The 23,864-nt window shown below is 61.2% G+C and carries 23 protein-coding genes and 1 tRNA gene; 9 read left to right on the plus strand and 15 right to left on the minus strand.

The window, feature by feature from the left end; translation table 11 throughout:
* Positions 1-113: 113 nt before the first annotated feature.
* From gmd to CO670_RS02575, 3 genes are all read left to right on the plus strand, one after another.
* Positions 114-1,217: a GDP-mannose 4,6-dehydratase gene (gmd, locus tag CO670_RS02565; RefSeq protein WP_097588844.1), complete on the plus strand. Its 1,104-nt coding sequence runs from the start codon at positions 114-116 to the stop codon at positions 1,215-1,217.
* Positions 1,210-2,172 carry a GDP-L-fucose synthase gene (locus tag CO670_RS02570; RefSeq protein ID WP_097588845.1) on the plus strand — a complete coding sequence of 321 codons (963 nt, stop codon included), beginning with the start codon at positions 1,210-1,212 and terminating at the stop codon, positions 2,170-2,172. The genes gmd and CO670_RS02570 overlap by 8 nt, the downstream gene beginning before the upstream one ends.
* Before the next feature lie 143 nt (positions 2,173-2,315).
* Entirely contained in the window at positions 2,316-3,230 is a 915-nt protein-coding gene (locus CO670_RS02575; protein WP_245425729.1) for a hypothetical protein, read from the plus strand.
* Between the two features lie 41 nt (positions 3,231-3,271).
* On the opposite strand, the gene CO670_RS02580 is transcribed toward CO670_RS02575, so the two are convergent.
* The 3 genes from CO670_RS02580 to CO670_RS02590 are packed head-to-tail and all read right to left on the minus strand — an operon-like array spanning position 3,272 to position 5,257.
* A complete protein-coding gene (locus CO670_RS02580) occupies positions 3,272-4,075 on the minus strand; it encodes a Fis family transcriptional regulator (protein ID WP_097588847.1) in 804 nt (267 codons plus the stop codon).
* Positions 4,072-4,677, minus strand: a complete 606-nt coding sequence (locus tag CO670_RS02585; protein WP_097588848.1) for an RNA polymerase sigma factor — start codon at positions 4,675-4,677, stop codon at positions 4,072-4,074. Before CO670_RS02585 ends, CO670_RS02580 begins: the two co-directional genes overlap by 4 nt.
* Positions 4,678-4,720: 43 nt before the next feature.
* Complete coding sequence (locus CO670_RS02590) at positions 4,721-5,257, minus strand: tetratricopeptide repeat protein (protein ID WP_097588849.1); 537 nt, start codon at positions 5,255-5,257, stop codon at positions 4,721-4,723.
* Positions 5,258-5,430: 173 nt separating this feature from the next.
* On the opposite strand from CO670_RS02590, the gene CO670_RS02595 reads away from it, so the two are divergent.
* The 3 genes from CO670_RS02595 to CO670_RS02605 all read left to right on the plus strand — a co-directional run bounded on the left by CO670_RS02595 (position 5,431) and on the right by CO670_RS02605 (position 8,304).
* Positions 5,431-6,483 (plus strand): type III polyketide synthase, encoded by a 1,053-nt coding sequence (locus CO670_RS02595; protein WP_097588850.1) that lies wholly within the window; start codon positions 5,431-5,433, stop codon positions 6,481-6,483.
* Positions 6,480-6,983 (plus strand): isoprenylcysteine carboxylmethyltransferase family protein, encoded by a 504-nt coding sequence (locus tag CO670_RS02600; protein WP_097588851.1) that lies wholly within the window; start codon positions 6,480-6,482, stop codon positions 6,981-6,983. Before CO670_RS02595 ends, CO670_RS02600 begins: the two co-directional genes overlap by 4 nt.
* A gap of 73 nt (positions 6,984-7,056) precedes the next feature.
* Positions 7,057-8,304, plus strand: a complete 1,248-nt coding sequence (locus CO670_RS02605; RefSeq protein ID WP_097588852.1) for an FAD-binding oxidoreductase — start codon at positions 7,057-7,059, stop codon at positions 8,302-8,304.
* Here CO670_RS02605 and CO670_RS02610 read toward each other — a convergent pair.
* The 8 genes from CO670_RS02610 to CO670_RS02645 form a co-directional block, all read right to left on the minus strand.
* Complete coding sequence (locus CO670_RS02610; RefSeq protein WP_097588853.1) at positions 8,294-8,833, minus strand: gluconokinase; 540 nt, start codon at positions 8,831-8,833, stop codon at positions 8,294-8,296. The two genes, CO670_RS02605 and CO670_RS02610, sit on opposite strands and share 11 nt — an antisense overlap.
* A gap of 26 nt (positions 8,834-8,859) precedes the next feature.
* Complete coding sequence (locus CO670_RS02615) at positions 8,860-9,813, minus strand: peptide ABC transporter ATP-binding protein (RefSeq protein WP_097588854.1); 954 nt, start codon at positions 9,811-9,813, stop codon at positions 8,860-8,862.
* Positions 9,810-10,826 (minus strand): ABC transporter ATP-binding protein, encoded by a 1,017-nt coding sequence (locus CO670_RS02620; RefSeq protein ID WP_097588855.1) that lies wholly within the window; start codon positions 10,824-10,826, stop codon positions 9,810-9,812. Before CO670_RS02620 ends, CO670_RS02615 begins: the two co-directional genes overlap by 4 nt.
* Complete coding sequence (locus CO670_RS02625) at positions 10,826-11,716, minus strand: ABC transporter permease subunit (RefSeq protein ID WP_097588856.1); 891 nt, start codon at positions 11,714-11,716, stop codon at positions 10,826-10,828. Before CO670_RS02625 ends, CO670_RS02620 begins: the two co-directional genes overlap by 1 nt.
* A 9-nt stretch (positions 11,717-11,725) precedes the next feature.
* A complete protein-coding gene (locus CO670_RS02630) occupies positions 11,726-12,730 on the minus strand; it encodes an ABC transporter permease subunit (RefSeq protein ID WP_088676910.1) in 1,005 nt (334 codons plus the stop codon).
* An 87-nt stretch (positions 12,731-12,817) separates the two neighbouring features.
* Positions 12,818-14,413, minus strand: coding sequence for an ABC transporter substrate-binding protein (locus tag CO670_RS02635; protein WP_097588857.1), 1,596 nt, complete (start codon positions 14,411-14,413; stop codon positions 12,818-12,820).
* Between the two features lie 338 nt (positions 14,414-14,751).
* Positions 14,752-15,234, minus strand: a complete 483-nt coding sequence (gene rirA / locus CO670_RS02640) for an iron-responsive transcriptional regulator RirA (RefSeq protein WP_097588858.1) — start codon at positions 15,232-15,234, stop codon at positions 14,752-14,754.
* Between the two features lie 271 nt (positions 15,235-15,505).
* Positions 15,506-17,002: a CoA-acylating methylmalonate-semialdehyde dehydrogenase gene (locus CO670_RS02645; protein WP_097588859.1), complete on the minus strand. Its 1,497-nt coding sequence runs from the start codon at positions 17,000-17,002 to the stop codon at positions 15,506-15,508.
* Between the two features lie 121 nt (positions 17,003-17,123).
* Between CO670_RS02645 and CO670_RS02650 the strand changes: the two genes are divergently transcribed.
* Positions 17,124-17,438 (plus strand): putative quinol monooxygenase, encoded by a 315-nt coding sequence (locus tag CO670_RS02650; RefSeq protein WP_097588860.1) that lies wholly within the window; start codon positions 17,124-17,126, stop codon positions 17,436-17,438.
* Positions 17,435-18,316, plus strand: a complete 882-nt coding sequence (locus tag CO670_RS02655) for a LysR family transcriptional regulator (RefSeq protein WP_097588861.1) — start codon at positions 17,435-17,437, stop codon at positions 18,314-18,316. Before CO670_RS02650 ends, CO670_RS02655 begins: the two co-directional genes overlap by 4 nt.
* Here the strand turns inward: CO670_RS02655 and CO670_RS32850 are convergent.
* The 4 genes from CO670_RS32850 to CO670_RS02675 form a co-directional block, all read right to left on the minus strand.
* A complete protein-coding gene (locus CO670_RS32850; RefSeq protein WP_088676904.1) occupies positions 18,313-18,480 on the minus strand; it encodes a hypothetical protein in 168 nt (55 codons plus the stop codon). The genes CO670_RS02655 and CO670_RS32850 overlap by 4 nt on opposite strands.
* 48 nt (positions 18,481-18,528) lie before the next feature.
* Entirely contained in the window at positions 18,529-18,966 is a 438-nt protein-coding gene (locus tag CO670_RS02665; protein ID WP_097588862.1) for a DUF4174 domain-containing protein, read from the minus strand.
* Positions 18,967-19,057: 91 nt separating this feature from the next.
* A tRNA-His gene (locus CO670_RS02670) sits at positions 19,058-19,134 on the minus strand.
* Between the two features lie 132 nt (positions 19,135-19,266).
* A complete protein-coding gene (locus tag CO670_RS02675) occupies positions 19,267-19,716 on the minus strand; it encodes a phasin (RefSeq protein ID WP_097588863.1) in 450 nt (149 codons plus the stop codon).
* A gap of 210 nt (positions 19,717-19,926) precedes the next feature.
* Between CO670_RS02675 and CO670_RS02680 the strand changes: the two genes are divergently transcribed.
* Positions 19,927-23,733: a PAS domain-containing sensor histidine kinase gene (locus CO670_RS02680; protein ID WP_097588864.1), complete on the plus strand. Its 3,807-nt coding sequence runs from the start codon at positions 19,927-19,929 to the stop codon at positions 23,731-23,733.
* Positions 23,734-23,864 lie beyond the last annotated feature (131 nt).

A 23,864-nucleotide genomic window follows, 5' to 3' on the forward strand; every position in this document is an offset into this window, starting at 1 on the left:
TCGTAGCATTCCGGGGGTGCCAATGATTGCATTTTGCGCTATGCCGCCACAACAAGCTGATGAGGCACTCAGCACTTGAGACCGCAAATCTATTATATCGGGAAATGAGACTTATGAAACAGACGGGGCGTGGCGATCAGAAGGTAGCATTGATAACGGGCGTAACCGGCCAGGACGGCGCATATCTCTCCGAACTTCTGCTGGAGAAAAATTATATCGTCCACGGGGTCAAGCGTCGGTCCTCTTCATTCAATACATCTCGAATCGAGCATCTTTACGAAGATCCGCACGTAGAGGATCCGCGCTTTATTCTGCATTTCGGCGACCTGACGGATTCGACCAACCTTATCCGCATCATTCAGGAAACCCAGCCGGACGAGATCTATAACCTTGCAGCACAAAGCCATGTGCAGGTCAGCTTTGAAACGCCGGAATATACCGCAAACGCTGACGGCATCGGCACGCTGCGTGCCCTTGAAGCAATTCGTCTTCTGGGACTGACAAAGAAAACACGTTTCTACCAGGCATCCACATCAGAGCTTTATGGAAAGGTACAGGAAGTACCGCAAAGCGAAACGACACCTTTCTATCCGCGCAGTCCCTATGCGGTTGCAAAACTTTATGCCTATTGGATTGTCGTTAACTATCGTGAAGCCTATGGAATTCATGCCTCCAACGGCATCCTCTTCAACCACGAAAGCCCAATTCGCGGTGAAACCTTCGTGACGCGAAAGATCACGCGTGCGGCGGCGGCAATTCATCTCGGCCTCCAGAATAAGCTTTATCTTGGCAATCTGGATGCTCAGCGCGATTGGGGGCACGCCCGCGAATATGTGCGCGGCATGTGGCTCATGCTGCAGCAAGATCAGCCGGACGATTATGTGCTGGCAACCGGCGAGACCCATACGGTTCGCAGTTTCGTTGAAAGATCCTTTGCTGAAGTCGGAATTACCATCGAGTGGAAGGGTGAAGGCGTCGATGAAAAAGGATACGACACGGCAACCGGTCGTGCCGTGGTCGAAGTCGATCCGCGCTACTTCCGGCCCACAGAGGTCGAACTACTGATCGGCGATCCGCGCAAAGCGCAGGAAAAGCTGGGATGGAAACATGAAATCGGCCTCGACCAGTTGGTCAAGGAAATGGTGCGCGAAGATCTGAAGATTATGGCGCGCACGCCACTTGACAATGGCGGCAACAAGGGATTGGTCAATGTCTGACATCCTCTACAGCCTCGCGGGTAAACGAGTCTGGATTGCCGGTCACAAAGGCATGGTGGGTTCGGCCATCGCCCGCCGGCTGGAGAGCGAAAATTGCGAAATATTGACGACGGATCGCAAGGATGTCGATCTTCGCAATCAGGCGCAAGTCGATGCTTGGATGACCGCGTTCCGCCCACAGGCGGTCTTTCTTGCCGCCGCCAAGGTTGGCGGTATTCTTGCCAACGATCAGTTTCCTGCCGATTTCCTATATGACAATCTAATGATGGAAGCGAATATCATCCATGCCGCTTATAAGGCGGGGGTGGAAAAGCTCCTATTTTTGGGATCGAGTTGCATCTATCCAAAATTCGCCAGCCAACCAATCGTCGAGGAAGCGTTGCTGACCGGCACGTTAGAACCAACTAACGAATGGTATGCCATTGCGAAAATCGCGGGCATCAAACTATGCCAGGCATATCGTCGCCAGCACGGTGTGGATTTCATATCCGCTATGCCTACAAATCTTTACGGGCCAGGCGATAATTTCGATCTCAACTCCAGCCACGTTGTGCCCGCACTGATTCGAAAGGCACATGAGGCCAAGATATCAGGCAAGCTGGCGATCACGATCTGGGGAACGGGAAATCCCCGACGTGAATTCCTCCATGTTGACGATTGTGCGGACGCATGTGTGCATCTGATGAAGGTCTATTCAGGCGACAGCCATATCAATGTTGGCTCGGGCGACGATGTCACCATTCTGGAGCTGACAAAGCTTGTTTGCGATGTCGTCGGTTTTTCCGGAGAGATTGATCATGATCTCTCGAAGCCAGATGGAACTCCGCGGAAACTTATGAGCGCAACAAAACTGCGATCCTTTAACTGGGCGCCTCGCATCAGCCTTGAAGAGGGAATCGCTGATGCATATCGTGCCTTTCTAGGAGGCGAATATGCGATGCGGGCCTATGGTTAAGTCGTCCGGGTCGTAGCCTGACTCTCGCAAGCAAGTCATTTGAAGGCGTTTCCGACGCCCGAACAGCCTTACGAGACAACTCGAATATGACAAAATATTTCTGCACGCTTTTCGATAGTGGATATCTTATCAAAGGGATAACCATGATCGACAGCCTCATGCGTCAGAGTTCAGATTCTCACGTTTTCGTACTCTGCCTGGACCAGCAAACCAGTGACATCATCACGCTTCTGGCGATCCCAGGCGTCACGGGTATATCGCTTGCCGAAGTGGAGACGGAAGAACTCCTTCAAGCAAAAAAAACACGGGGCGTGGCTGAATATTGTTGGACGCTTTCGCCCTGCCTCCCTTGGTATCTATTCGAGAATTACCCGGAAATTGATTTACTTACCTATCTCGATTCCGATTTGCTTTTTTATTCCCCGCTTCAGCCGATCTTCGATGAGATCGGAGACAGCTCCGTCGCAATTATCGAACACCGCTTTGCGCCGCGGCTCCACGACCGCGAGGTGAATGGAAGATTCTGTGTTGAATGGGTTACGTTCCGACGCGACGACGAAGGAATGGCCTGTCTCTCCAGATGGCGCGATCAATGCATCGAATGGTGCTATTATCGTCTAGAGGACGGGAAAATGGGGGACCAGAAGTATCTCGACGAGTGGCCCGACCGTTATAAGCACTGTCATATCATAGAGCATCCCGGCGCCGGTGTTGCACCGTGGAATTATGAAAAGCATACGTTCGGCGTGAGTGCAATGGGCGCCATCATTGTTGATGCATCACCGCTAATATTCTACCATTTTCACCAATTTCAACTGCTTGAAAATGGTGGTTTCGATCGGCTTTCAACCTTTTACACGTCTGTTTGCCCGGAGCCTGATGGGATCTACCTCGCTTATGAATCCGCATTGACGCGAACATTGGAGCGGGTGCGAACGATTGTGCCGGGATTTTCAGGTGGATTGCGCTCATCGCGTCAGGTAGCGCGCAGGCGCTGGGCGCAGCGATATCTACCTTTTACCCTAAAAGAGGCGATTCGTCGTTTTCTGCGATATTAGAAACACCATACTACCCCGGAAGTCGAAATTTAGGCGAAGTCTCACGCCGCCACCCTCCCCCGCACCTCATCCGCCATCGCCGCCATCCTGTCCGCCGCCGCATGGCCGATCAGCATGAAGGCGTGTGTCGCGTTCGACCAGTAGACGACGTTCATGCCTTTGCGGCTCTCGAGGTCCGGGGCCTTCGGCCCTGCGTCCGACCTGACGATGCAGAGCGCCATCGGGCCGGTTTCGGGGTCGAGATAGGCGATCTGGGCGAGCGGTTTGGCGTCATATTGCAGCAGCAGAGCGCGCTTGAAATCGATACCCGGAAGCGCGACGGCTTCGGGGGAGAGCGACAGGTCGAGTTTCTCGTCAAGCGGGCCGAGCTGGGCGGCCTGTTCCTCTCTCGCGGGCACGGGACCGGCCAACGTTTCCGGCGTGTAGAGCGAGATATATTCGGCAACCACAGCGCGCCATTCGCTGTTTTCGTCCTTTGCCGAAAAGCTCCGGCCGATGCCGATGACGGCGCGGTCGATGGCGATGCCGGCAACGAGTGAGGCGGCAAGGGCGCCGAGGAAGCGGCGGCGGGTAAGGATCGAGGGCGCGGAAGCAGGTTTTAGGCTGTCGCGCGGCGGAATGGCGGCGAGCATCACCTCCAGTCTTTGGCGTGGCGCTTCGGCGAGCAGCGGGGCGAAGGCCTGTTCGAAGGGCAGGCTGGCGCGCGACAGGAATTCCAGCCTTTCGGCGACGCTCTTGTCTTCGTTCACCATGGTTTCGATGCGCGCGGCCTCTTCGGCCGTCAATTCGCCGTCGATGAAGGCGGTCAGATCCTCGTCGGAGGGAATGGTGTGTTTCTCGTTCATTGCCGTCCCCCTTCCGCTCCGGCGCCGGAGAGCTTGGCGCGGGCAGCCGCCAGCCGGCTCATCACGGTTCCGATCGGAATATCCAGTATGTCTGCGACCTCGCGATAGGAAAGTCCTTCCACATAGGCGAGGAAAACCACCGTCCTTTGCGCCTCGGGCAGCGCGTTGACCTGCTTCAGCACCTGCCCCGCCATCACATGCGTTTCGGTATCGTGGGCGCCGTCGAAAGTCAGTGTCTCGCCGGCATCGACGAACCCCTGGCCCTGGCGCACCCGGCGCGATCGGATCTCGTTCAGCCAGATCGAATGCAGGATCGAAAACAGCCAGCGGTCGAGCCGGGTGCCGGGAACGAACTGGCCGGCACGCTCCAGCGCGCGGAGGCAGGTTGCCTGCACCAGATCGTCGGCGACGTCGCGCTGATGCGAGAGAACGAGGCCATAGCGCCAGAGCCGCGCCAGATTTTCCGTCAGGCCGCTCCTGATATCCGCTTCGCTCGCGATGGCCGCCTCCGTCAGTCCTGTGTCCGTGGGAATCGCCGGGTGAACCGGCGATTCCGCACTTGCACGACTATAGGCAGGAAATGGAGTGCGCGCGACCGACATTCGGGTATCCCTTCCCGTTCCCTGTCCTGCCCTTGCCGGCCGATCAGATCTTCGACGGATCGAGGATTGCGGCGTTCAGATCCTGATATTCCTCGCAAGCGGTGCCGCAGATCGCCTTGATGGTGCTCAATTGCTCCCTGGCAAGATCGAGCCGGCCTTTGACGACATAGGCTTCGCCGAGATATTCGCGGACCTTGGCATATTGCGGATCGAGCTTCACCGATTGGAGGTAATAGGAGATGCCTTCGTCGGTCCGGCCGAGCTTGCGGGTGGCATAACCGCGATAATTCAGCACCTCGGCCGTGTTCTGGTCCTTGACCGTGTCGAGCATGGCAAGCGCCTCTTCGTAGCGACCGGCCTTGGCGAGCGAATAGGCATAGTCGGTGCGGTTCTCGTCCGACACATTGGCGCTCTGCTGCTTGACGCATTTCTTGGTCTTCTGGTCGTAGATCTCGCCCTTCTTGCAGGTCGGCATAGTGCTGCTGTCGTCACCGATCGCAAAGACGGGGCCGGCGAAGAGGGAAGCGGCGAGGCAGCCGCCGAGAAGGATGGAAGCGGCGCGAATTGTCATGTTCGTCATGGGAAAACTCCTCGAGAGTGACGTTGCGAGGAGAGAACACCGCTGCATCAGGCTTTATTCGGCGGCGTTTTTATTTTTCGTCATCACTGCTTCGTGAAGCAATTGCGGCCGAATAAATCATCGGGACCGCGTGTTTTCTCAGTCGTTGCGCCAGGAGCGACAAGGAGAATTCCGTGACCTATACCGTAAAACTCATAAGCCTCGCCGTCGCCGCACCCGAACACGTCATTTCCCAGGCACAGGCGGCCGAAGCCTCCGCCCGGCTGTTTGCAGACCGTTTCGACGATTTCCGCCACCTTGCCCGTGTCTTCGAGAGCGCCGGCATCAACAAGCGCCATGCGGCGCGGCCGCTTTCCTGGTTCGACGAACCGCATGGCTGGCAAGACCGGATGCAGGCCTATTCGGAGGTGGCGGGCGGGCTCTTCGTCGAGACCGCCACTTCGGCACTGCGTCAGGCGGGGCTTGATGCCGGCGATGTCGATTGTGTCGTGACGGTTTCATCCACCGGCTTCACGACGCCGAGCCTCGATGCGCAGCTTGCCCGCCGCATGGGCTTCAGGGCCGATATCGAGCGCGTGCCTGTCTTCGGGCTCGGCTGTGCGGCCGGCGTCTCCGGTTTTGCACTCGCCTCGCGGCTGGCCCGCAGTCGGCCGGGCGCTGTCGTGCTCTTCGTCTCGGTCGAGCTCTGCACGCTTGCCTTCCGCCTGGACGAGCTGACGCGGGCGAACATCATCGCGACGGCGCTTTTCGGCGACGGTGCGGCGGCCTGCGTGCTGCGATCGGGCGAAGGCGGGCTGGCGGAGGTGGAATCGACCGGCGAGCATCTCTTTCCCGACACGCTCGATATCATGGGCTGGAAGATCGACGACGGCGGCTTCGGCATCGTGCTGGCGCAATCGCTGCCGCCGTTTGCCGAGAAGGAGCTCGGCCCGGCGGTGACGGCCATTTTGGCACGCAACGGGCTGAAGCGGCAGGATATCGGCCGCTTCATCTGCCATCCCGGCGGCACCAAGGTGCTGGCCGCGATGGAGAGCGCCTTCTCGATGGCGCCGGGCACGCTCGATCACGAACGCGCCGTGCTTGCCGAATATGGCAATATGTCCTCGCCGACCGTGCTCTTCGTGCTGGAGCGGGCGATCCGCGCCGGATTGCCGGAACGGGCCGCGATGATTGCCATGGGGCCGGGCTTTTCTGCCAGCTGCGTGACGCTGAGGAGGGCCGCGTGATGTGGCCGTCAGTCGCCCTTCTTGCATTCGTGACGCTGCAGCGGCTGGGGGAGCTCGTGCTTGCCCGGCGCAACACCGCAGCCCTTCTCGCCAGGGGCGCCAGAGAAGTGGCGCCGGAGCACTATCCGGCCATGGTGGCGCTGCATGCCGGCTGTATCATCGGCCTCTGGCTGCTCGCGCCAGGCAGGTCGGTCGGGCTCTTCTGGTTCCTGGTCTTCATGGGGCTGCAGGCGCTGCGGCTCTGGGTGCTGGCGACGCTGAAGGAGCGCTGGACGACGCGCATCATCATCCTGCCGGGCGCGCCGCTCGTTACATCAGGCCCCTATCGGTTCCTGCGGCATCCGAACTATGCGATCGTCGTCGGCGAGATCGCCGCGCTTCCGCTCGCCTTCGGCCTGCCGCTATACGCACTCGTCTTTTCGCTTCTCAACGCCTTCGTCCTGCTCATCCGCATGAGAGCCGAAAATACCGCACTGGAAAGCGCAATGATTTTGAAATGAATGCGATTTTTTGTTTGCGCGGCAGTAGCGGCAGGGGCATTTTCACCTGATAACAAAGCGGAATTCAGGGGAAATGACGAAGAACGCAATCGTGCTCGGCGCCGGCATCGTCGGGGTTTCCACGGCCATCCATCTCCAGCGGCGCGGCCGGCAGGTGACGCTGATCGACCGCAAGGATCCGGGCCGGGAAACCTCCTTCGGCAATGCCGGGCTGATCCAGCGCGAAGGCGTCGTGCCCTATGGTTTTCCCCAGCAGCTCGGTCTCCTGCTGCGCTATGCCCTCAACAATCGCATCGACGCGCATTATCACCTGCGCACGCTGCCGAGCCAGGTCACCTTCCTTGCCCGCTACTGGTGGAATTCCAATGCGCGGCGCCACGAAGCCATCACCCGGGCCTATGCGCCGCTGATCGAGAACTCGATCGCGGAACATAAGGACCTGATCGAGGCCGCGCAGGCGCAAGCGCTGATCCGCAAGGATGGCTGGATGAAGATTTACCGGACGGAGGCCAAGCGCGACGAGGCCTTTTCGGAAGCAGCGCTCTGGCGAAACGAATTCGGAGTCGAGTATGACCGCCTGAGCGCGGAAGATATCGCCCGCATGGAGCCCGACATCAGGGGCGATTTCGTCGGCGGCCTGCGCTGGCGCGATCCCTGGTCGGTGCTCGATCCGCATGCGCTGACATCGGCCTATCGCCGCTATTTCGAAAGCCTCGGCGGAAGGTTCGTGACGGGTGAGGCCGCCTCGCTCGGCCAGTTCGGCTCCGGCTGGAAGATCATGACCGGGGAAGGCCCGCTCGAGGCGGATGATGCGGTGATTGCGCTCGGCCCCTGGGCGGCCGTCGCAACCCGCCGGCTCGGCTATCGCTTTCCGCTCGGCGTCAAGCGCGGCTATCACATGCATTATGGCGTTGAGGGCGATGCCGTTCTCAACAACTGGACGCTCGATGCCGAGCGCGGCTATCTCCTGGCGCCGATGAGCCGCGGCATCCGCCTGACGACGGGAGCGGAGTTCGCAAGGCTCGATGCGCCGAAGACGCCGGTCCAGCTCGACCGGGCTGAAGCCGTGGCCCGCACGATCTTCCCGCTCGGCAAAAGGCTCGATCCGGAGCCCTGGATGGGCGCGCGCCCCTGCACGCCGGACATGATGCCTGTTATCGGCAAGGCGCCGCGCCATCAGGGCCTGTGGTTCGCCTTCGGCCATGCCCATCACGGGCTGACGCTTGGGCCGGTGACCGGCCGCGTGCTGGCAGAGGTCATTACCGGCGAGACGCCGTTGATCGACATCGCGGCCTATTCGCCGCAGCGCTTCAAGCCGTGACGCCGAGGGTCGCGAGGCCCTTCAGAGCCGTTGCCGCGATGCCTTCGATCGTATCGCCGATATCGACGGTGACGACGCCTTGTTCACCTCTGGGCATCTCAAGCGTCGCCAGCTGGCTTTCGAGCAGGGTGACCGGCATGAAATGCCCCTTGCGCTCGCCCATACGCTTTGTCAGGAGCGCCTGGGAGCCTTCGAGATAGACGAAAAACAGATTGCCGCCGGCGGCAATGCGCAGCCTGTCGCGATAGAGACGCTTCAGCGCCGAGCAGGAGACGATGATGCCCTCGCCCTTCTCCAGCGAAGCCTTCATTCGTTCACCGATAAGGTCGAGCCAGGGCATGCGATCCTCATCGGTCAGCGGAATGCCCTTCGACATTTTCTCGACATTGGCGGCCGGATGCAGCGCATCGCCTTCGACGAAGGGCAGGTGCAGGGCTTCGGCAAGCTTTTCGCCGACGGAGGATTTGCCGCAACCGCTGACCCCCATGACGATGATCGCATGGGGCTCGTTCAACCGCTCATCCGGCATGGTTCCTCCAAACCCTCGTTTCCCGCTCAGTCGAGCGGGAAGTGACAGGCATATTGTTGCGCACCCTCTCCACTTAGTTCGGGAGAAACCTGGCGGCAATAGTCCTGCGCCTTCCAGCAGCGCGGATTGAAGTGACAGCCGGACGGCGGCTTCAACGGCGAAGGCAGCTCGCCCTGCAGACGGATGCGGTTCTTGGCACGTTCCGGATCGGCAATCGGTGTCGCCGACAGCAGAGCAGCGGTATAGGGATGGCGCGGCCGCGCGAAGACCTCGGCGGCGGGACCGGTTTCGACCGGGCGGCCGAGATACATCACCATCACCTCATCGGCGATGTGATGGACGACGGAGAGGCCATGCGAGATGAAGAGATAGGCAAGGCCCATCTCCTTCTGCAGATCCATCAACAGGTTCAGGACCTGCGCCTGGATCGAAAGATCGAGAGCCGAAACCGGTTCGTCCAGCACCAGCACCTTCGGCCGCAGCATCAAAGCGCGGGCAATGGCGATACGCTGGCGCTGGCCGCCGGAGAACATATGGGGGTAGCGGCCGTGATGTTCCGGACGAAGGCCGACGCGGGCCATCATCTCCTCCACCTTGCGGCGGCGGGCGGCGGCATCGAGGTCGGTGTTGATCTTCAGCGGCTCCTCGAGGATGGCGCCGACTTTCTGGCGCGGGTTGAGCGAGCCGTAAGGATTCTGGAAGACGATCTGCACCTGGCTGCGCAGGCTGCGGTCGCCGACCTCAGCGGGTTTGCCGTCGATCAGCAATTGCCCCGATGTCGGATCCTCGATCATCGTGACCAGGCGGGCGAGCGTCGACTTGCCGCAGCCGGATTCGCCGACGACGGCGAGCGTCTTGCCGGATTGGAGGCTGAAGCTGACGCCGTTCAGCGCCCTGACGGTCGCATCGGCTTTGAAGAGGCCGCGGTTGACGGTGTAGAAGCGGGCGAGATCCCTGCCCTCAAGAACAGCGCCCGTCATACCAGGTCTCCTGCAGTTTCAGTGGCCATGACACCGGGATGCCCGAGTGGCTTGCCGTCTTTCAAAGGATAGTTGCAGAGTGCCAGCCCAAGCTCCGGCCCCTGGCGGACGACGCCGCGTTCGCACTCGACGGTGGCGTAGCCGCAGCGCGGTGCGAAAAGACAGCCCGTCGGGCGGCCGTGCTGACCGGGAACGACGCCGGCGATGGAAGGAAGCCGCTGACCGACTTCGGCGCGCTCCGGCAGGGCGGCAAGCAGAGCTGCCGTATAGGGATGGTGCGGATCGCGGAACAGCGCCTTGACCGGCTGCTCCTCGACCTTCTGGCCGGCATATTGCACCTGCACGCGCTCGGCGGTTTCGGCAACGACACCCATGTCATGGGTGATCAGCACCAGCGCCATGCACTGCTCCTTCTGCAGGCGCACGAGCAGATCGAGGATCTGCGCCTGGATCGTCACGTCGAGCGCCGTCGTCGGCTCGTCGGCGATTAGGAGTTTCGGATTGCAGGCGAGCGCCATGGCGATCATGACGCGCTGGCTCATGCCGCCCGACATCTGATGCGGGAAGTTCGACAGGCGGTCTTCCGGCGCCGGGATGCCGACGAGGTTCAGGAGCTCGATCGAGCGTTCGCGGCGTTCCTTGCGGTTGAGACCCATATGGACGCGCAGCGTCTCGCCGAGCTGGAAGCCGACCGTGAAGCACGGATTGAGGCTCGACATCGGCTCCTGAAAGATCATCGCCATGTCCTTGCCGACGATCCTGCGGCGCTGGCGGGCGGAAATGCCGCGCAGATCCTGGCCGTCGAACTGCATGCGGTCGGCGGTGATCTTCGCCGTCCAGGGCAGAAGCCCCATCAGGGCCAGCATGGCAACGGATTTGCCCGAGCCGGATTCACCGACGACCGAGAGGATTTCTCCTTTGTCGCAGGTGAGCGAGACGCCGTCGACGGCGCGGAAAAGACCGGACGAGGTTTGAAATTCGACGGTCAGATTTTCGATTTCGAGAAGTGGCATCACGACCTCTTCAGCTTGGGATCGAGCGCATCGCGCAGACCGTCGCCCATCAGATTGATGGCGAGAACGGTGATGAGGATGGCAAGACCCGGAAATGTCACAACCCACCAGGCGCGCGAGATGAACTCACGGGATTCGGCGAGCATCGTGCCCCATTCGGGTGTCGGCGGCTGTGCGCCCATGCCGAGGAAGCCGAGGGCGGCGGCATCGAGGATCGCCGCCGAGAAGGCGAGCGTCGCCTGGACGATCAGCGGCCCAAGACAGTTCGGCAGGATCGTCTTGAACATCAGGCGCAGGGTGCCCGCACCAGCAACGCGCGAGGCGATCACATATTCCTTCTCCCGCTCCGAAATGACCGAGGCGCGCGTCAGCCGGACGAAATGCGGCTGGTTGACCAGCGAAATCGCGATCATCGCATTGGTGAGGCCCGGCCCCAGCACGGCGACCAGCACGAGTGCCAGCAGCAGCGACGGGAAGGCCAGGATGATATCCATCAGGCGCATGATCGCCGTATCGATCTTGCCGCGGAAATAGCCGGCGACGAGGCCGATCAGAACGCCGCAAATGACCGAAAGTGTCACGACCACGACGCCGATGAACAGCGAGAACCGCGCGCCATAGATCAGCCGCGAAAGGATGTCGCGGCCGACTGCATCCGTTCCGAGCGGGAAGGAGGCGCGGCCTCCCTCCATCCAGGCGGGCACGGCGAGCAGCACCTCACGGTTCTGCTCGTTCGGCGCATGCGGCGCAAAGACCGGCGCGAAGACCGCGACGACGAGAATGATGACGAAAACAACGAGGCCGATGACGGCGCCCTTGTTGCGGGAGAAATAATGCCAGAACTCCGCAAGAGCGGATGGCTGGCCGGTTTTCACGGTGACCGTGCTCATGGTCCGCTCCTAGTGACGAATGCGCGGATTGATGAAGCCGTAGAGAACATCAACAATCAGATTGACCAGCATGATGACGCCGGCGATCAGCAGAAGACCGCCCTGGACCACGGCGTAGTCGCGCTTGAAGACCGAATCCACCATCCACTTGCCGATGCCCGGCCAGGAAAAGATCGTTTCGGTGAGGATGGCGCCGGCGAGAAGGACGCCGATCTGCAGGCCGATCGTGGTGATGACGGGGATCATCGCATTGCGCAGCGCATGCACGCCGACGACACGCAGCGGCTTCAAGCCCTTCGAGCGCGCCGTGCGGACATAGTCCTCGCCCAGCACCTCGAGCATCGCCGAGCGCGTCTGGCGCGCGATGACGGCAAGCGGGATCGTCGCCAGCACGATGGTTGGCAAGATGAGATAGCTGACAGCCGAGGCGAAGGCGCCCTTCTGGCCCGACAGCAGGCTGTCGATCAGCATGAAGCCGGTGACCGGCTTAAAGAAATACATCAGCGAAATGCGCCCGGACACCGGCGTCCAGCCGAGGTAGCCCGAGAAGAAGATGATGAGCAGCAAGCCCCACCAGAAAATCGGCATGGAATAACCGACAAGGGCGATGCCCATCACGCTTTGATCGAACCACGTGCCTCGCTTGACGGCCGCAAAGACGCCGGCGGGCACGCCAAGACAGACCGCGAGGATGATGGCGCAGAAGGAAAGCTCCAGCGTTGCCGGAAACAGCGTCAGGAATTCGCCGAGTACCGGCCGCTTGGTGACGATCGAAGTGCCGAGATCGCCTTGCAGCACTTTTCCGAGGTAATCGAAATACTGCACATACATGGGCCGGTCGAAACCGAGATCGTGCATGATCTGGGCGTGCCGCTCCGGCGCCATGACACGTTCACCCGACAGAAGCATGACGGGATCGCCGGGAAGCAGGCGGATGAACGAAAAGGCTATCAGGGAAACGCCGAGGAATGTCGGTATCAGCACCGCGAAGCGGCCGAGGAAAAAACGCAACATGGCAGATGTCCAATAGTTTCCGGCGGTCAGGGGGCGCCTGACCGCCGGCTGCGCCCAGCTCTGCCGGGCATTCTTACATTATTCTTGTTATTCGGATACGTCGACGCCGTCGAAACGGTGAATGCCGAGCGGGTCCATCTGGAAGCCGGAGACCTTCTTGCTCATCGGGACGAAGACGAGCGAGTGATCGAGGGTCGCCCAGGGGGCTTCCTTCTTGAAGATCAGCTGGGCCTGCTCATAGGCCTTCGTGCGCTCGCCGACATCAGCCGTGAGCTTGGCCTTGGTCATCAGGTCGTCATATTCCTTGTTGCACCACTGGGCGCGGTTGTTGCCGCCGACGGCATCGCAGCCGAGCAGCGTATCCATGAAATTGTCAGGGTCGCCGTTGTCGCCGGTCCAGCCAAGGATGACGGCGCCGTCGCGCTTCACGTCGGAGGAGAGCTTCAGATATTCGGCCCATTCATGGGTGACGATCTCGACCTTGACGCCGACCTTGGCGAAATCGGCCTGGATCAGTTCGGCGGCGCGGCGCGCATTCAGCATGTAGGGACGCGACACCGGCATCGCCCACACCTTCATGCTGAGATCCTTGACGCCGGCATCGGCAAGCGCCTTCTTGGCTGCATCCGGATCGTATTTTTCGTCCTGAACGGCGTCGTTATAGGACCACATCGTCGGCGGGATCGGGTTCTTGGCAACGGTGGCCGCACCCTGGAAGACGGCGTCGACGATCGCCTGCTTGTTGATCGCCATGTTGAGCGCGCGGCGAACCTCCGGCTTGTCGAAGGGAGCCATCTGCGTGTTGTAGGCGAGGTAGCTGACGTTGAGGCCGGCCTGCTCCTGAACGACCAGATTTCCATCCTTCTTCAGTTCCGGAACGTCGGCGGCGTTCGGATAGGGGATCAGGTGGCATTCGCCGGCCTTCAGCTTCTGAGCGCGGACAGCGGCATCAGAGGTGATCGCGAAAACCAGATCGTCGATCTTTTCCTTGCCCTTGAAATAGGTTTCGTTCGCCTTGTAGCGGATGACAGCATCCGGCTGGTAGGCGACGAAGGTGAAGGGGCCGGTGCCGAGCGGCTGCTGGTTCAGCTGTGCCATCTTGCCGTCGGCGGCAAGCTTGTCGGCATATTCCTTGGAAACGACCGAAGCGAAATCCATGGCGAGGTCGGCAAGGAACGGCGCTTCCGGGTGGTTGAGCGTGAACTTGACCGTGAGGTCATCGACCTTCTCGACCGACTTGATGAGCTCAGGGAAGCCCATGCCGGCGGCGTATTCGTAGGAGCCGCCCTCGACATATTTGTTCCACGGATTGTCGGACTTCAGCTGGCGCTCGAAGGAGAACACCACGTCGTCGGCGTTGAAATCGCGCGTCGGCGTGAAGAAGTCGGTGGTCTGGAACTTCACACCGGGATGAAGCTTGAAGGTGTATTCCTTGCCATCGTCCGAAACGCTCCAGCTGTCGGCCAGGCCGGGTTCGATCTCAGTGCCGCCGTGCTTGAATTCGACGAGGCGGCTGTAGACGGTGCGCGACGACGCATCGAAGGTCGTGCCTGCCGTGTAGAGGCTCGGGTCGAAGCCTTCCGGCGAGCCCTCGGAGCAATAAACAAGGGTCTTGGACCAGGCCGACGTCGCCATGACCGAAATCAGGGCCGTCGCTGCCAGCATGACAGAGATCTTTTTCATAGTATTGTTTCCCGGTTGTTCTTTTTTGATGTCTGGAGACCGCAGATAGGCATCCCGATCGACGGTCGATGGAACGACATTTATCTACTGAAAGCAACGGGCTAAGGAGAAAATTTTTCCAGTTGGACAATTTTAGAAATTTTCAGTCAAAAATCAGCCTCAATTGGAAATATTCGCACAAAAACGACCGAAATTTTGTCGCATTTGGTATAAAAACGCCGCCAGAGGCGACATGTGACCGACATTTCCCAGCTTTCGAAGCGGGTTCGACGCGCCAAAACAAAACCGCGGCTGCCCAGGCAACCGCGGTTTCAGAAGTCTGCGCTGCTCTTTAAAATTCAGGCGGCCGGCGCCACGATGGCGGGCTTGCGATATTCCTGTTCGCCGGTCAGACCGAGAAGGAAATTGATCTGCGGACGCGCCTTGACCAGGTCGTCGATCGTATATTCCGAAAGCACGCCGAAGAAGGCGTTGAGCGCCTTGCGCAAGGCCGAGTTCAGGCCGCAGCTGTCGACCAGCGGGCATTCGACCATGCCGTCGTCCTCGAAACATTCGGCCATGGCGAAACTGTCTTCCGTCACCCGCACGACATCAAAGAGCGTGATCTCGGCCGCCGGCTTGCCCAGGCGCACGCCGCCGTTGCGGCCGCGCACGGTCTCGACCAGACCCGCCTTGTTCAACGGCTGGAGGATCTTGAAAAGAAAGAGTTCGGAAACCCCGTAAGCCTTGGCAATTTCCGGAATCCGGCTCAGCTGCCCTTCATTGGCAGCACAATACATCAACATGCGAACCGCATAGTTGGTCTGCTTCGTCAACCGCATGCCGATCTCCTGACTCGTGCTATTCAGACCTATATAGGCGGTTTGCTAGTTTTGAACAATTCCAAAATATGAAATTCGCATTCAGCTTATGAGGCCAATTGCCGCGACGTCAATCCCGTTTCGGAACCCTCTGGTTGCAATCCAAACCAGTCTGCGCACTTGGGGCCCGAATGGATGGCAGCGCGCCGGTCCGGTAGCCAGCCTGTTTCCAACGATCAAATGAAACGGGGGCCGAATGGCCCCCGCATTGCGAATCGATGGATTGCGCAGATTACTTCATCGTCGGCATGACGAATTCCGCGCCGCTCTTGATGCCGGACGGCCAGCGGGCAGTCACGGTCTTGGTCTTCGTCCAGAACTTGATCGAATCGGTGCCGTGCTGGTTGAGGTCGCCGAAGCTCGATGCCTTCCAGCCGCCGAAGGAGTGGTAGGCGAGCGGAACCGGGATCGGGACGTTGATGCCGATCATGCCAATATTGACGCGCGAGGCGAAATCGCGGGCGGCATCGCCGTCACGGGTGTAGATCGCGACGCCGTTGCCGTATTCGTGCTTCATCGGCAGCGACAGCGCTTCTTCGTAGTTGTTGGCGCGCACGACGGAGAGAACAGGCCCAAAGATCTCGGTCTTGTAGATATCCATTTCCGGCGTGACATGATCGAACAGGCAGCCGCCGACGAAATAGCCGTCTTCATAGCCCTGGAGCTTGAAATCGCGGCCGTCGACCACGAGCTTGGCGCCTTCTTCGACGCCACGGTCGATGAGGCCGCGAACGCGGGTATAGGCTTCCTTGGTGACGAGCGGACCCATGTCGGCCTTGTCGTCGGTATAGGGGCCGATGCGCAGGGATTCGATCTTCGGCGTCAGCTTTTCGACGAGACGGTTGGCCGTTTCTTCACCGACCGGAACGGCAACCGAGATCGCCATGCAGCGCTCGCCGGCCGAACCGTAGCCTGCGCCCATCAGCGCGTTGACGGCCTGGTCCATATCGGCATCGGGCATGATGATCATGTGGTTCTTGGCGCCGCCGAAGCACTGGGCGCGCTTGCCGTTCATCGCCGCCGTGCCATAGACGTAGCGAGCGATCGGCGTCGAGCCGACGAAGGAAACGGCGCCGATATCGGGATCGGTGAGGATGGCGTCGACCGCGCCCTTGTCGCCGTTGACGACGTTGAGAATGCCGGCGGGCAGGCCAGCTTCGATCATCAGTTCGGCAAGACGGATCGGCAGGGACGGATCCCGCTCGGAAGGCTTCAGGATGAAGGCGTTGCCGCAGGCGATCGCCGGCGCGAACATCCACATCGGGATCATGCCCGGGAAGTTGAAGGGGGTGATGCCGGCGCCGATGCCGACCGGCTGGCGGATCGAATACATGTCGATCGCAGGACCCGCACCCTCGGTGAACTCGCCCTTGGCGAGATGCGGAATGCCGCACACGAATTCGCAGACTTCGAGGCCGCGAATGACGTCGCCCTTGGCGTCCTCGATCGTCTTGCCGTGCTCCTTGGAGAGCATTTCGGCCAGCTCGTCCATGTGCAGGTTCAGGAGTTCGACGAACTTGAAGAAGACGCGGGCGCGGCGCTGCGGATTGGTGGCAGCCCATTTTGGCTGCGCGGCCTTGGCGTTCTCGACGGCGGCGCGCAGTTCCTCGACGCTAGCGAGCGCCACGGTCGCCTGCACTTCGCCGGTCGCCGGATTGTAGACGTTGCTGGTGCGGCCGCTGGTGCCGGCAACATGCTTGCCGCCGATGAAATGACCAATCTCACGCATGGGTGTTCCTCCTGTTTTTGGGATGCCCCACAATCGCACTTCAATTTGCACAAATCAATGCGCGGATATAAGCAACCATTGTGCGTAGATTAAAGTCAGACGATAGGAAGGACAATCGCCGATGAGCGAAGAACATGTCGTCCGGATGGCAGAACTCAAGATCGACCCCGCGATGCTCGAAGCCTATCGCGCATTGCTGGCCGAGGAGATCGAGGCATCCGTCGCGCTGGAAGAAGGCGTCCTTTCGCTCAGCGCGGTTTCGCTGAAGGACGACCCGAGCACGATCCGCATCCTCGAGGTCTACGCGAGCAGCCAAGCCTACGAAGCGCACCTGAAGACGCCGCATTTCCTCAAATACAAAAGCGAGACGGCCGGCATGGTGGTCTCGCTGACGCTGATCGAGGTCGACCCCATCATGATGCGCGCCAAATCATGAACTGGGATGATGTCCGCATCTTTCTGGCCGTTGCCCGCACGGGACAGATCCTCGCCGCGTCCAAAAGGCTGGGGCTGAACCACGCGACGCTCTCGCGACGGCTGACCTCGCTCGAAGAGGCGCTGAAGACCCGTCTTCTCATCCGCCGGCCGACCGGCTGCGAGCTGACGGCGGAAGGCGAAGTGTTTCTTGCGTCGGCGGAACGCATGGAAACCGAAATGCTGGCCGTCCAGGCCAATCTCGGCCACACCGATGCGGCGATCGCCGGAACGGTGCGGGTGGGCGCGCCCGATGGTTTCGGCGTTTCCTTTCTTGCGCCCCGCATGGGCCGGCTGATCGAGCGCCATCCTGAACTGAAGATCCAGCTCGTGCCGGTGCCGCGCTCCTTCTCGCTGTCGCAACGAGAGGCCGATATCGCCATCACGCTCGAGCGGCCGCAGCAGGGCCGGCTCGTTTCCTCGAAGCTCATCGATTATACGCTCGGTCTTTATGCCTCGCGGGAATATCTGGCCTCGCAGGGAGCACCCCCCGATATCGACGCTCTCAAGGCGCATCGGCGCATCGGCTATGTCGAAGACCTGATCTTCACCGCGTCGCTGAATTTTTCCGGCGAAGTCATGCGCAGCTGGGATGCGGGCTTTGAGATCTCGACTGCGATCGGTCAGACGGAGGCAGTCCGCACGGGGGCCGGCATCGGCATCCTGCATAACTACATCGCCCGGCAATATCCCGAACTCCAGCGCATCCTGCCTGATATTTCGATCCGCCGCGCCTACTGGACGACCTATCACGAAACGGCGCGCGATCTCTTGCGCGTCAGGAGCGTCGCAGACTTCCTCCAGGAACTCGTCAGCGCCGAGCGGCACATCTTCCTTTAGCGCCGGAACGTATGTTTTGCCGGCTCGTCGTTCTCGTCGGGATTTGGGACGGGCGCCTCGTCGGGCAGCCGGTCCGGCTCCGGTTCCTTGATCGGAGGCACCGGCTTCCAGCCGGGCGCGGGCATCGGCGGCTGATCGGGAATGGGTTCGTTCGGCAGGGACATGGCGGCCCTTCCTTTCATGATGTTCGTCGTAAACGATGTTCGGTCGGGTTATTTGTCCGGCTTCAGCGTTTCGGCGGCGCGCATCGGCATGCTGTCGATGATCGCGAATAGTTCGCCGCCGGTAATCGGCTCGCTGACCTTGAGCTTGACCGTGCCGTCCTTGCCGACAAGGAAGGCGGAAAATTCGCCCGGTTCGGACGCCTCCAGGTCGCGGCGCAGCGCTTGCCCGTCCAGACCCTCGGCCGCGCCGAAGAGCGACCGTACAGTGTCGCCCGACACTTTCAGCACCACCATATCGCGCTCGTCGAGCGCGCCTCGATCAGCAAGCAGCTGATTTTCCTGGCGGGCGGCGCGGGCATTGTCCTTGTCGGCGAAAAGGATGAAGACTCGGTTCTTCCACTGGAAGGCCGCAAGGCTCTCGGCCGGCGCATAGGCGCTGTTCGTCTCATCGATCTTGGTCGCGCCGTAGAGCAGGGTTTTCGACATGCGGGTTCTCCATCATCTTGGAGAACGGCCCGGGATGGCGCGGGTTCCATCGAAATGAGCGAAACCGTCTTCACTGCTATTCTGGGGAGAATGGTACGGTTGGGGGGTCTCGAACCTCCGACCTCAGGTGCCACAAACCTGCGCTCTAACCAACTGAGCTACAACCGCACATACCGCGCTCGGCGCGATGGGGGTCACATACGAGGACTTGGCGATGAATTCAAGTCCAAATTCCTCGCCAATATACAAAAAGGCTGGACGCGAGGTCCAGCCTTTATATCACTGAACGGCAAAAACCGATCAGGCAACCTTGAAGGAGGCCATGGCCTTTTCGGCGGCTTCCTTGGAGGGCTTTGCGAGCTTTTCGGCAACCTGCTTGGTGGTTTCCTGGATCGACTTCGCCTGTTCGACGGCGATTTCGGCCTGCTTGCGCAGGAAGGAGGTCTGCAGTTCGAAGAATTCGGCTGCGGACTTGACGCCGAGCAGCGCTTCCATGTGCGAGAGCGAGCTTTCGGCGTTTACGCGCAGAACGTCGATCGCCTTCAGGCCGATCTCGACGGTGCCGGCCTGGGCCGTCTGCACGGTGGCTTCGAGCGTCTTGCCGGCTTCCTCGCCAGCGGTCTTCAGCTTGGCATAGGCGTCCTTCGACTGCTGTGCGCCCTTTTCGGCGAAATCACGGAAGGATTCCGCGAGCTTGGAAGGGTCGAAAGAAGCGATTGAAAAAACGTCATCGGTCTTTATGGTAGCCATGTCGCATTCCTTTGGGTTGAGGCAGTCGCTGCCTGTGATCATCGAATGACGTCTATATAGGATAGTTTATTGTGCATTGCAACATTTTTTGTGCGACGCACAAGTCGTTAACCTTTCTGGCCGAAAGGACCCTGCCGTTCTGGACCGGTTTGCGACCTGCAGTTATTAATAAGCCGTTAATTTAGAGGCCGACAGCGACAAGGTTCGAACATGCCCGCAGTCCAATATCCGTTCATTGACATTGCCGTGCATGCACGGGTGCGGGAGCGCTTTTCACGCGGCGAGGCGATGGTGCTGTTTTCGGCCGATCTTGCCCGTCTGCTCTGGGCGAACGGTGCGGGTGCGGAGCTTTTCGGCCACTCGGCGGTCTATGACCTGCTCGATCAGGGCATCGACCGCGGCGACATCACCTTCCGTCAGCTGGAAACGGCCGCGCGCCAGCTTGCCGACATCGGCGACAGCAGAAATCTGATGATCCGCGTCGCCAAGGGCTTCCAGCGCGTGCAGGTGCAGGCCGCGGCCGAATTGATCCGGCTTTCGTCGGGCGAAAAGGCCATCCTGTTTTCCGTGCCGGTCTCGGCAAGACCGATGGCATCAGGCGCTGCCGCCGCCCAGATGCTGCAGGGGCTCGATGATCCCGACACGCATATGGCCGTCATCGGCGCCAATGGCGAGGTCATCGCCGCCTCGCCTGGCTTTGCCTCGCTCGCCATATCAGGCGAGACCGCAAAGACGCTGATCAATCTTGCAGGCGCCCATCCCGACCGGCTGGTGAAGCGTCCTGTCGCGACCGGCAGGGGCTATCTGCCTGCCGCCGTCGGCAAGCTCAGCGACGAGCCGGCGCTCAATCTGCTCTTTGCGGTCGAGACCGTGCTCGGCCACCTCGACCCGATCGATCCGCCGGGGCATGAAACCATCGATACGCGCCTGCCGCAGGCCGCTGACGTCCCCGCGCCGCAGGCGACTGGCGCGCCCGCGGGAGACGAAAGCCCGGCGCCGGCCGAAGCGCTTCAGGACGAGCCCGCCGCCACGGGCTTCACCGAAATCATCGATGCTGTTTCTGACATCGAAGAGGTCGAGGAGACGCTCGAAGAAATCACCGGCGAAAGCGACCAGGCGGCCGCGGCAGAAGGAGACGACGCGGTTGCGGAGACGCATCCTGCCGAGCACGAGATGCCGGAAAGCGATGGCAGCGTGATCGACGGCAGTGCAGTGGAGGTCGAGGAGCCTGCCGCGACCGTCGATGACGACGTAATCTCTGGCGGCGAGACGGCGGAAGATGCGGCGATGGCGGAAACGCCTGCGGAGGCCGGCGACACGCCGAATGAAGAGGCGCCGGCAGCCGTCCGTGAAGAACCCGCACCCGCGACGGCTGAAGTTGCCGACGTGCCCCCTGCCCCCAAGCTCGCGGCCGAGCCCGGCTTCGTCTTCAGGCCGAACAGCCGCGCCACGCGCTTCGTCTGGAAGATCGATGCGGATGGCCGGTTCAACGAGGTCAGCCATGAATTCGCCGAGGCTGTCGGTCCGCATGCGTCCGACATCATCGGCTCCGCCTTCAGCGATATCGCCGCGCTCTTCAATCTCGATCCCGATGGCAAGCTTTCCGAAGCGCTCGCCCGCCGCGATACGTGGTCCGGCAAAACGATCCTCTGGCCGGTCGAAGGCACCAGCCTGGTCGTTCCGGTCGATCTCGCGGCTTTGCCGACCTATACCCGCAATCGCGATTTCGACGGTTTCCGCGGTTTCGGCGTCGTCCGGCTGTCCGATGCGCAGGAAGACCCGCTGGCGCTTGGACTGACGCTCGGCCCGGACGGGATCGGCCATGATGCGGCGAGCCTCGGCCCGGTGCCCGAGCCCGTTGCCGACGAGGACGCTGCGCCCCAGCATATTCCGGCTGAAACGGCCGTGGCGGAAGATCAGGCGGCTGCAGCAGCCGAGTCGGAGAGCCGGGTGTCGACGCCCGAAGGAGTTGCCGCCGGCGCGCCTGCCCTTGAAGCGCCTATCTTCGAAAGCGCGGCAGAGGAAGCCGAGGGCAGCGCCGACGCCGGGCAAGCCTCAGCCGCCGAACCGGCCGCCAGCCCCGCGGATGAGCCGCCGGCACTGCGCATTTCGGAAACGCCCAATCGCCGTTTCACCGACAAGGTCGTTCAGCTTCACAGCGGCGGCGCCGGATTGACGGCTGCAGAACAGGCGAATTTCCGCGAGATCGCCAAACGTCTCGAAGCCTTCGGCGCGCGCAAGGAAGACCCAGCCGCCCCGGAAGCGGTAGAAGCCGCCCCCACGGAGACGGCCGATCTTCAGGAAGCGCCCACAATCCAGAAGGTCGAGGCCGAAGTCCCCCTCGTCGGTGAAGCAGCGCCGCAGGAAGCGATCTTCGAAAATGCGGCCGAGGCCGAGGGTGAAGACGACGCGCCGGCAATCATCGCCGATGACGAGGCGACGGAAGGGCTCGAGGAGACGGTCAGCCAGATCGAGGTGCTGACGAGCTTAATCCCGCCGCGCGTGAAGATGACGGATGGGCTTTCGGCCGGAACGGTCGACCAATTGCCGGTCGCCGTGCTCATCCATGTCGGCGATGCGCTGCTCCATGCCAATCCCGAATTCATGCGGCTGACCGGCTACGCGTCGCTCGATGCGCTGCGCGAGGTCGGCGGCATCGAAGCCCTGCTGCAGCGCCGCGAACTCGAGGAAAAGGCGGCGGGCTCCGGCACCATGATGCTCGTCAAGGCCGACGACAGGCTGGTGCCGGTGACTGCGCGGCTGCAATCGGTGCGCTGGGAAGACGCCAATGCGCTGATGCTGGCGCTGATGCCGGTGGAAGGCAAGGACGACAGCCGCGGCGACGCCAGCCGGTCCGAAACGCGTCCCGAGCGGATGGTCGAGAAAGTCGCCAAGCTGCAGATCGAGGTCGAGGAATTGCGCTCGATCCTGGAGACGGCGACCGACGGCGTCGTCGTCATCGGCACGGAAGGCGACATCCGCTCGATGAACCGCTCGGCGAGCGCGCTTTTCAATTACGATGAGCAGGAGACGCGCGGCAAACCCTTCGTGATGCTGTTTGCCCATGAGAGCCAGAAGGCGGTGCTCGACTATCTGAACGGCCTTTCCGGCCATGGTGTGGCGAGCGTCTTGAACGACGGGCGCGAAGTGATCGGCCGCGAGGCCGGCGGCGGCTTCGTGCCGCTGTTCATGACGATGGGCCAGCTGACCTCCTCCAACGGCTATTGCGCGGTCATCCGCGACATCACCCAGTGGAAGCGCACCGAGGACGAACTGCGCAACGCCAAGGGTGCGGCCGAAACCGCCAATGCCCACAAGACGGATTTCCTCGCCCGTGTCAGCCACGAAATCCGCACGCCGCTCAACGCCATCATCGGCTTTTCCGACATGATGGCCGGCGAACGCTTCGGGCCGATCGGCCATCCGCGCTACATCGAATATGCCAACGATATCGGCCGCTCCGGCCGGCACGTGCTGGATATCGTCAACGACCTGCTCGACATTTCGAAGATCGAAGCGGGCGAGATGGATCTCGATTTTGCCGCCGTCGGCCTCAACGAGGCGGTCTCGGAGGCCGTGGCGCTGGTGCAGCCGCAGGCGAACGGCCAGCGCGTCATCATCCGCACGGCGCTGTCGCATGCGGTGCCCGACGTCGTGGCGGATCTGCGCTCGATCAAGCAGATCGCGCTCAATATCCTGTCCAACGCCATCCGCTTCACCCCCTCGGGCGGGCAGATCGTCGTTTCCACCTCCTATGAGGCGAACGGCAGCGTCGTCTTGCGGGTCCGCGATACCGGCGTCGGCATGACACGCAGCGAACTCGACCAGGCGATGAAGCCGTTCCGGCAGGTCTCCTCGACCCAGTCGCGCCATCGCGGCGACGGCACCGGGCTCGGCCTGCCGTTGACCAAGGCGATGGTGGACGCCAACCGGGCGACCTTCTCGATCAATTCGGCGCCGAACGAGGGCACGCTCGTCGAGATCACCTTCCCGTCGCAGCGCGTGCTGGCCGGCTGATCCGGAGTATTTTCGTTCCGTTGAAATTCTCTATCTCTTTGTTTTCATGCTATTCTTTGGAAGACGCCGCGAAGTTTTGCCGGAATTGCTCTCAGAAAAAAAGGCAGCCAAAGGCTGCCTTGAATTTGTGC

It is taken from the genome of Rhizobium sp. J15 (assembly GCF_002531825.1).
Classification (GTDB): domain Bacteria; phylum Pseudomonadota; class Alphaproteobacteria; order Rhizobiales; family Rhizobiaceae; genus Rhizobium.